Genomic DNA, 6,620 nt, shown 5'->3' on the forward strand with positions numbered 1-6,620 from the left:
GCCCGGGCATCTTTATAATGCAGACTTAAAGACCCATTTGAATCCGACCGGACAAGGGAGTGAGCATGGATCGCAGTAAGGTACCCGCCGTTCTATCCATCGCGGGATCCGATTCCAGCGGCGGTGCCGGCATTCAGGCCGACATCAAGACCATCACGGCGCACCGCCTGTATGCCGAGACGGCCATAACCGCCATTACAGCGCAAAACACACTGGGCGTCACCGCCGTGCAGGATATCTCGCCAGATATCGTAGCCGCGCAAATTGACGCTGTCTTTGACGATATCCGCCCAAGCGCCGTCAAGATCGGCATGGTTTCTTCTGTCGAGATTATCGAAGTCATCGCCGACCGCTTGAGCGCCTGGAACGCAACGAACGTGGTCGTCGACCCCGTCATGGTCGCCACCTCGGGCGCGCGCTTGATTGCCGAGGATGCCTCCGAGGCACTCACCCGCCGCCTGTTCCCACTAGCAACCGTCATCACGCCCAATATTCCCGAGGCCATGGCCCTGCTTGACTACGAGGTCGACTCCGAGCGCACACAGCAAAATGCTGCCATGCTCCTCACCCGCCGCTTTGGTTGCGCATCCCTCGTTAAGGGTGGGCATCTTGTCAACGAGGCTAACGATGTATTGGCCGAGCCCGCGCCACTCGATGACGAGGGCAACCATCTGGGCGATCCGCTCACTACGTGGTTTCGCCACAAGCGCATTGAGACCAGCAACACGCACGGCACCGGCTGTACGCTCTCATCCGCCATCGCTTGCGCGCTGGCCCAGGGCATGGAACTTGCCGACGCCATCAACGCCGGCAAGGCCTACCTGACCGGCGCTCTCGCCGCTGGCTTTGACATGGGCAAAGGTTCCGGCCCCGTCAACCACATGTGGCAGTATTAAGATTCACAGCCCAGAGCCACCGCAAAGGGGGCAGGCACCTTTGCGGTGGCTCCCACAAACATCTCGATCTGTAACAGTTAGAGCCCATTTTTCGGCCCACCTGTTACAGATCGAGACATTCAAATTCCGCTGAGAAGATAATCTCAATCTGTAACAGTAACTCGGCAAAATCGACCCTAGATGTTACAGATCGAGACAAACGACCGATATCGACCTAAATAATCTCAATCTGTAACATCTAGCCCGTTTTCGACCTTACAACTGTTACAGATCAAGACAAACAAACGATCCAAAACCACCGCAAAGGGGGCAGGCACCTTTGCGGTGGCTTGGGCTCGCGCTACTCACCGAGCATCTCTTGGAGCTTGGCTGCCACGGCATGTCCCAAGCTCTCGTGGCTTTCGGGCATCATATGCAGATAGTCGATATCGCCCGGCTCGGCATAATCGGCGGCATTCAAAAAGTCGCAGCCAAACTGCTCAGCCACATGCGCGTAGTACTCACCAAAATGTTCCGAGGCTTCTACGGAATGCTCGTCAAAGTCGGTCATATATACATCGGCGATCTGCGGCTTAATCTTGATAGGTGCCATCAGCAGAATCCGTGGGCAGGGCGCGGCATCGGTCCAGGCAAACGCACGGACGGCGCGAATCAACGCCATGGCACCACGGGCGATATCGGAAGCTGTCACGCCAAAGACCGTCTTACAGTCGTTGGTGCCCAGCATGATCACAATGGCGTCCAGCGGCTTATGGGCCTCGAGCAGCATCGGAAGTGCGCGGATGCCGTTAAGATTGGTGTCCAGATGGCACATGTCGTCGCGTACCGTCGTGCGGCCGTTGAGGCCTTCTTCAATTACATGCCAGCCCTCGCCTAAGTCACGTTGGGCCACGCCGCACCAGCGCACATCCTGCGCATAGCGCACCGCGGTGCCGTCGCGCATGCCCGCCGGATCGTAACCATAGGTGTTGCTGTCGCCAAAGCATAGAACGTTTTTCATCGTAAGCCCCTCGCTCAGTAAAAAGCCGACGGAAGCAGCCTCTCCCGTCGGCTCGACCTATCTGTCAGCACGTACCGATTACAGGTACTTGCGCCAATCGTCCTCGTCCTCATCATCCTCGGTAGCAGCCTGGGCCTGCTCGGCGGCGCGAGCTGCCGCAGCGCGAGCGGCAACCTGGGCATAGGACTCCTCGTTGCGCTCGGGGAAGTTTGCCAGCACGTGCTCGAACTTGGCAAAATCCTCATCCCAGCGCGTAGAAGGCACGGCAAAGAAGACTTGCTTGACCTTGAAGTCGCCCGATGCGAGCTCCTTGCGGAAAATCTCGGCCACGGCCTCGGCATCAAAACCGTTGTTGTCGCAGCCCCAAGCGCCCAGTACGAGCTTCTCGCGGCCAAGCTCATCGCAGATGGCGAGCACAAAGCGGATACGGTCGCGCAGCGCGTCCAGCAGCGCATCGTCGCTCACGCGGTACTCCTGGCGTGCGCGCTTGGCATTGGGCGCGGCGGCCACGATCACATCGGCATACGCATGCACGTGGTTGCGGTCAAAACGCACCGCAGGCACTACCAGCGCACGGTTGCGGTAGAGCTCGCAGTTGATATTGCGGCGACGGTTCTCGCCATACCACTTGCGCTGCTTGTCGAGCACGTTGTACAGATACGAATCGGCGCAGAGCGTAGCCTCCTGGCCCAGATAGCCCTGGATGTAGCCGCCACCCGGGTTGGTGAACGAGGCAAAGGCGAGCACTGCCATGTCGCAGAACTGCGCATAGCCACGGCCGTTGTCCAGAATGGCCTGCGTGGCGGAGGCATCAAGCACGGTGACCTCGGGCAGGGTCGGAGCGGGCTCCTCGGCAGGCGCGGACTCGTTCTCTGCGGGTTTCTCGGCAGGCGCAGACTCGTCCGTGACCTCGGTCTCGACGGACGCAACCTCAGCGGCCTCGACCTCGACGGACTCAGACTCCTCGGCAACCGGCTCCTCGGCAGCCGCAGCCGCTTGGGCCTTGGCCTTCATCGCCGCGACAAAGCCGGCAGGCATACCGTCAAACTCGCGAACACCGGCAAGCGAACGCTCGATATCCTTGGCGCACGCTTCGGACACAGTTGCCACGTGACGCTCGGCGGCCTTAGCACGGGCCTCGCGCTTGGGATTGGGCTGACCCGCTCGGTTGGACCTGCGGTTACGGTTCCTGTTGTCGACGTCTGCCATACGTGGCCACCTTTCCTGTCGCTGCCGCTATCGGCTTTTCCCATCCATGATACCCCGCCGCGTACAAAAAAGACGGCCCCGAAGGACCGCCTTTCGCATCGATTTGCACGCACGGCAAGCACCGCCGCAATTCGCCGCTAATCGCGACGGCCAAGGATGTTCAGGATGCGCAGGAACACGTTGATAATGTCCACGAACAGATTGGACGCCATGAGCACGGCGTTGGGCAGCGTAGGCGGCACCGTCGTGGCAACATAGGTGTCGTAGCCAATAAAGCCGGCGAACACCACGATCACGATCAGATCGGTGATGGTCTGCGAGACGCCCATGAACATCAGCACGATCTCAACCAGAATAGTGGCGAGCAGAATGCCAAAACCGATGCCATATACGCGCTGGAAAAACTTGGGGAACGTCACGCCCAAAGCGCCAAAGACAAAGGTGATAGCGGCCGTGGCGATAAAGGCAGTGTTGATGGTGGGCAGGTCGTAGTTGGCAAGGCCAAACGACGCGGTCAGGCCAAAGGTACTCGCAAAGATTACGTAGCCCACAAGGGACAAGCCCACGGACTGCTTGCTGGCGGCGGCCGACATCATGACCATGCCGACGATGGTCAAAATAAACGAGCCAAAGACCAGCGGCAAGGCGGCGCCGCTCATCATCATGCGCGCAAACGACATGGTGCTCGTAAAGTAGGCGCCGGCGCCCATGGCGCAAAAGCCCAAGAAGATCAGGGCAGACATGGCGAGATTGTACGCGCGCGGCGACATCTCCTTGGCGCGGCTTGCGCCGGTCTCGACGGGGCCGTTCTGATAGCCCTGGATATCGTTCATAGGTTCGTCCTTTCAAAAAGCGCCACAAATAACGGCGCAGTAGCTGACAAGATTCCTGTCATTGTACCCGAATGCCGTACGTCCTTACCCACGGCGCTCGCCCTCGAGCGTACGGTCGAATGCCCACACCCACCAACGCATCAGATGGGCCTGCGAGCCATCTGGTCGTTCGCGCGTCTGGTCCTCCAGATACAACTCGGTCGCATGACCGCCAAAACGGACCCTATAGGTTGCCGTACGAATGCCGTGAACCGTCAGGCCAAACCCAGTGGTCGAGACAATCTCGTCAATCGTAAAGCAACGACCGTCGACCCAGCAGACGGTGACCGGCACAACCTGTCCGCCCGCGAGGATGCGAGCCACGACGTCCACATACTGCTTGTGCACGCGTCGAGTTTTGCCATCTGTCTGTCGATATTCCATGCCCCCTATTATCGAACGCATGTTTGCATGTTGTAAAGCGAACAGACTGTGGTTTTTGGAGTGTCGTAGCAATCGCGCGTGTCCGCATGGCGTGATAGCAAAAAGAACACCCACGGTCAACAGGGCTAATATTCAATTTTAGTGCCAAAAAATTACTTCTCCCATCAGAACTCGGCAAAGAAACCCGCAGGAGGTGATACGATTTATCATGTTTTTGTAACGTGTCTGCAAACTTCGAGAAAGCCCATATATGGACGTAACGTTCTCAACCTTCCTCGGCCAAATTGTGTCGAACCCAGTCCTTGCCGTCACCGTGATCCTCGCGTTGGGCGCCATCTTCGTCAACGGATGGACCGACGCGCCCAACGCCATCGCGACCTGCGTCACTACGCGTTGCATGCCCGCCCGCGCCGCCATTCTCATGAGCGCCGCATTCAACTTCCTCGGCGTGCTCATCATGACGCACTTTAACGCGAGCGTCGCCAATACCATCTCGCATATCGTTGACTTTGGCGGAAACAGCACCATGGCGCTCGCCTGCCTGTGCGCGGCGCTCTTCTCCATCGTCGTCTACGGCGCCACGGCATCGCGTTTTGGCATCCCCACCTCGCAAAGCCACAGCCTTATCGCCGGCCTGACCGGTGCCGCTATCGCCCTCGGCGGCGCGAGCAGCGTCAACGTCCACGAGTGGATGAAGGTCATCTACGGCCTGGCGCTCTCCATCGGCCTGGGCTTTGTCATGGGCTGGGTCCTGTGCAAGCTCGTCTCGATTCTTTTCGCCGCCGCCAACAGGCGACGTGCCAACGTCTTCTTTAAATACGCTCAGATCGCGAGTGCCGCGGCCATGAGCTTCATGCACGGCGCGCAGGATGGACAGAAGTTCATCGGCGTGCTCTTTTTAGGCGTGGCCTTTGCCAGCGGCCAGACGAGCGTCGGCGATGCAGGCATCCCCATCTGGATTATGCTGCTATGCTCGGCCACCATGGGCATCGGCACCAGCGTGGGCGGCGAGCGCATCATCAAGTCCGTTGGCCAGAGCATGGTCAAGCTCGAAAAGTACCAGGGCTTCTCCGCCGACCTGGCGGGCGCCGCGAACCTGCTGCTTGCCACCCTTACCGGCATCCCCGTGTCCTCCACGCACATCAAGACCTGCGCCATCATGGGCGTCGGTGCCGTCAAACGCCTCTCGGCCATCAACTTCGGCGTCGTCAAGGACATGATGTTCACCTGGTTCTTCACCTTCCCCGCCTGCGGACTCATCAGCTTTGTCATGGCCAAGCTGTTCATGATGTTCATCTAGTCAAACCGAACGTCCATCCGGACCGTAACACCTCGCCCACCCGTCTTCGCCTCGAAAGGACCCACTCATGGCAAAGAAACCCGATTCGTTCTACTTTGACAACTACGTCGCCTGCGCCGACCTCGCCGTCCAGGCCGCCGAGCTGCTTACCAAGATTTTCGAGAACTTCGATCCCGCAAAGATTCACGATATGCTCGACAAGATGCATGCGATCGAGCATGCGGCCGACAAGAAGCACCATGAGCTTGAGGACGCCCTGCTCACCGCCTTTATCACCCCGCTTGAGCGCGAGGATCTGGACCTGATGAGCTGCTCGCTCGACACCGTGCTCGACCGCATCGAGGGCGTCGTGCAGCGCGTCTACTTCACCAACATCCAGAGCATCCATCCCGATGCCATCGTGATCGCCCACAAGGTGACCGACGCCTGCTGCGCCATGAAGGACCTTATGGTCGAGCTTCCCAACTACCGCAAGTCCAAGACTCTGCGCGAACTCGTCATCCAGATCAACACCATCGAGTCCGAGGCTGACGAGCTCTATATCAACGCCATGCGTAACCTGCACGTTAACGGCAAGGACCCGCTCGAGGTCATCGCCTGGCGTGACGTCTACGCATTCCTGGAGTACTGTGCCGACTGCTGCGAGAATGTGGCCGATGTCGTGGATTCGATTGTCATGAAGAACAGTTAATTGGGGGTACATGTCCCACCGGTCGCGGGCCCGGCCACTAATAACCTTTTTCACTCCGGCTGCAAGCAGAGTCGTTCAAAAGGTTATTAGTGGCCGGGCCCGCTCCCTTATGCACCACCATTGGGAACTTTGGCTGATAGGTTTAGCGCAATGGGGGTTTGGCTGAAGGGACCTTTGGTACTCGTTCGGACACTTTGGCCCTTGATGAGCGTTTGGCTGATTGCTGCTTGGGGGTGCGGACAGAAAGTTGGACCGCGGGGCGGTCCGG

The 6,620-nt window shown here is 58.9% G+C and carries 7 protein-coding genes; 3 read left to right on the forward strand and 4 right to left on the reverse strand.

Translation table 11 applies throughout. From position 1 onward, the window contains the following. Positions 1-65 precede the first annotated feature (65 nt). Positions 66-896: a bifunctional hydroxymethylpyrimidine kinase/phosphomethylpyrimidine kinase gene (thiD, locus tag DW661_RS08665; RefSeq protein WP_117640313.1), complete on the forward strand. Its 831-nt coding sequence runs from the start codon at positions 66-68 to the stop codon at positions 894-896. Between the two features lie 340 nt (positions 897-1,236). Here the strand turns inward: thiD and DW661_RS08670 are convergent, their stop codons facing one another. The 4 genes from DW661_RS08670 to DW661_RS08685 form a co-directional block, all read right to left on the reverse strand. After that, positions 1,237-1,896 carry a GDSL-type esterase/lipase family protein gene (locus DW661_RS08670; protein ID WP_117640314.1) on the reverse strand — a complete coding sequence of 220 codons (660 nt, stop codon included), beginning with the start codon at positions 1,894-1,896 and terminating at the stop codon, positions 1,237-1,239. Between the two features lie 78 nt (positions 1,897-1,974). Continuing rightward, positions 1,975-3,105, reverse strand: a complete 1,131-nt coding sequence (locus tag DW661_RS08675; RefSeq protein WP_118935367.1) for a TIGR02452 family protein — start codon at positions 3,103-3,105, stop codon at positions 1,975-1,977. Positions 3,106-3,242: 137 nt separating this feature from the next. Further along, positions 3,243-3,938: a Bax inhibitor-1 family protein gene (locus DW661_RS08680; RefSeq protein WP_117640316.1), complete on the reverse strand. Its 696-nt coding sequence runs from the start codon at positions 3,936-3,938 to the stop codon at positions 3,243-3,245. 84 nt (positions 3,939-4,022) lie between these two features. Then, positions 4,023-4,361: a hypothetical protein gene (locus DW661_RS08685; protein WP_117640317.1), complete on the reverse strand. Its 339-nt coding sequence runs from the start codon at positions 4,359-4,361 to the stop codon at positions 4,023-4,025. Positions 4,362-4,611: 250 nt separating this feature from the next. Here DW661_RS08685 and DW661_RS08690 point away from each other — a divergent pair, with 250 nt between their 5' ends. Further along, complete coding sequence (locus tag DW661_RS08690) at positions 4,612-5,661, forward strand: inorganic phosphate transporter (RefSeq protein WP_117640318.1); 1,050 nt, start codon at positions 4,612-4,614, stop codon at positions 5,659-5,661. Between the two features lie 67 nt (positions 5,662-5,728). Beyond that, positions 5,729-6,352 carry a DUF47 domain-containing protein gene (locus tag DW661_RS08695; RefSeq protein ID WP_117640319.1) on the forward strand — a complete coding sequence of 208 codons (624 nt, stop codon included), beginning with the start codon at positions 5,729-5,731 and terminating at the stop codon, positions 6,350-6,352. Positions 6,353-6,620 lie beyond the last annotated feature (268 nt).

Origin of the sequence: Collinsella sp. AM24-1, assembly GCF_003470325.1 — a bacterium.
Classification (GTDB): Bacteria; Actinomycetota; Coriobacteriia; order Coriobacteriales; family Coriobacteriaceae; genus Collinsella.

Excerpts from the sequence above, each read along its gene's own strand:
- DW661_RS08695 (WP_117640319.1), top strand. The coding sequence starts at position 5,729 with ATGGCAAAGAAACCCGATTCGTTCTACTTTGACAACTACGTCGCCTGC.
- DW661_RS08675 (WP_118935367.1), bottom strand. The coding sequence starts at position 3,105 with ATGGCAGACGTCGACAACAGGAACCGTAACCGCAGGTCCAACCGAGCG.
- DW661_RS08690 (WP_117640318.1), top strand. The coding sequence starts at position 4,612 with ATGGACGTAACGTTCTCAACCTTCCTCGGCCAAATTGTGTCGAACCCA.
- thiD (WP_117640313.1), top strand. The coding sequence starts at position 66 with ATGGATCGCAGTAAGGTACCCGCCGTTCTATCCATCGCGGGATCCGAT.
- DW661_RS08685 (WP_117640317.1), bottom strand. The coding sequence starts at position 4,361 with ATGGAATATCGACAGACAGATGGCAAAACTCGACGCGTGCACAAGCAG.
- DW661_RS08670 (WP_117640314.1), bottom strand. The coding sequence starts at position 1,896 with ATGAAAAACGTTCTATGCTTTGGCGACAGCAACACCTATGGTTACGAT.
- DW661_RS08680 (WP_117640316.1), bottom strand. The coding sequence starts at position 3,938 with ATGAACGATATCCAGGGCTATCAGAACGGCCCCGTCGAGACCGGCGCA.